The sequence below is a fragment of the Candidatus Niyogibacteria bacterium CG10_big_fil_rev_8_21_14_0_10_46_36 genome (assembly GCA_002772995.1).
Taxonomy (GTDB): Bacteria; Patescibacteriota; Minisyncoccia; order 1-14-0-10-42-19; family 1-14-0-10-42-19; genus 1-14-0-10-46-36.
In genome coordinates this window covers 899-2,367 of record PFCO01000002.1, presented here as the reverse complement: position 1 = coordinate 2,367, position 1,469 = coordinate 899, and the positions used below count along the sequence as shown (strand labels likewise).

Here is a 1,469-nt window from a genome sequence, read left to right as displayed (position 1 = left end):
CCTTCGGCAAGAATTTCATAGGGTTTATGCAAAGCATATCGTGTCATCGCTCGGATATCATGAAAACACGTTTTCGCGATATTCCTCGCTTGACACGATAAGAACCTGTAAACTTGCTATGCTCGCTAAGAATTTCTAATATGCGTGGTTTTAGACAACAAAAGCAAAATATGCTGAAAGTGTTAGCTCTGCGTATTTTTACAATAATATTACTTATTTTACTTTTTGCGCTGGTTAAGGGAGGATGGAACATTTATCAAAAGCAGAGAGAGGCATACCTAAACAAGATTAATACAGAAGCAAAATTAGAGGAACTAAGTAATAGAAAACGGCAACTGCAGGCTGAAGTATTACATCTAAAATCAAGCCGCGGTATAGAAGAAGAAATTAGACAGCAATTTGAAGTGGCGCGAGAAGGAGAGGGGCTCATAATCATTGTCGATAGACCAACTGCCGAAGGAGGTGACACCGGGTCAACAAAAAATGAATGGTGGCGACCAGTTTGGCCTTGGTAGACTGGTGCGAAATACGAGAATCGAACTCGTGATCCTAGCTTGGGAAGCTAGCGTTATACCACTTAACTAATTTCGCGTTGGTTTTGTATGGGAAAGTACTACATCAGGATTCCGCGTGTTTATGATATACTTTCCAAACATTACTCATTAAATATATCTAATATGGAAGCAAAAGAAGTCACCATTTACAGTACACCAACTTGTCATTTTTGCCAGGCTGCCAAAGCCTTCTTTAAGGAAAACAATATTGAATATACAGACTATAATGTTGCAGAAGATGCCGACAAACGAAATGAGATGGTGGAAAAAAGTGGTCAGATGGGAGTGCCGGTTATTGTTATTGGAGAGCAGATAATTGTGGGCTTTGATGAAGACAAGGTTAAAGAGATACTTGGGATGTAAACAAAAGTGTTTTTTTAATTTCAAATGTCCCGCGAAAGCGGGACTTTTGTGATAAAGTACAGATTGTCTGCTTGCTCGTAATATAGAAGGCAGGCTCATGTAGTTGAATGTTCTTTGCAGAGGTCTCCCTGTAGTTCAATGGATAGAACAGGCCCGTCCTAAGGGCTAGATGTGGGTTCGATTCCTGCCGGGGAGACCTCTGTAAAGAAATACATAAAGGAAATTGAAATACTCTTCCAGAGCATTTCAATCCCGCGGGGTAGTTGGGTACGATTTTTACCCACACACTTGTGTACAAGTGTTTTGGGCGCTCCGAGGGCACCACGTAGGAAAAGTCAAAGAGTTTTGGTTCGCCTCGCTTCGCTCGGCGACCAATTTGTATTCGATTTTGGGGGAAGAAAATTTTTTAATCCAAAGAGCTAGGAGAGAAGAAACACCAAAAATGGTGTTTTCTTGTTGCTCTGCATAAGTTCAGAAACATTTGAGACTCCATAACAAAGCGGAGTCATGAGACAATTCAACATATTTAGAGGTACGAAGGGCTGGTTGTTC

The 1,469-nt window shown here is 40.9% G+C and carries 2 protein-coding genes and 2 tRNA genes; 3 read left to right on the top strand and 1 reads right to left on the bottom strand.

Annotated elements, in window-relative coordinates:
- The first annotated feature begins 140 nt into the window (after positions 1–140).
- Positions 141–515 carry a hypothetical protein gene (locus COU47_01080; GenBank protein ID PIR69807.1) on the top strand — a complete coding sequence of 125 codons (375 nt, stop codon included), beginning with the start codon at positions 141–143 and terminating at the stop codon, positions 513–515.
- 2 nt (positions 516–517) lie between these two features.
- On the opposite strand, the gene COU47_01075 is transcribed toward COU47_01080, so the two are convergent.
- Positions 518–591, bottom strand: a tRNA-Gly gene (locus tag COU47_01075).
- Positions 592–677: 86 nt separating this feature from the next.
- Here COU47_01075 and COU47_01070 point away from each other — a divergent pair.
- Both COU47_01070 and COU47_01065 read left to right on the top strand, forming a co-directional pair.
- Positions 678–917: an NrdH-redoxin gene (locus COU47_01070; protein PIR69806.1), complete on the top strand. Its 240-nt coding sequence runs from the start codon at positions 678–680 to the stop codon at positions 915–917.
- 124 nt (positions 918–1,041) lie between these two features.
- A tRNA-Arg gene (locus COU47_01065) sits at positions 1,042–1,116 on the top strand.
- Positions 1,117–1,469 lie beyond the last annotated feature (353 nt).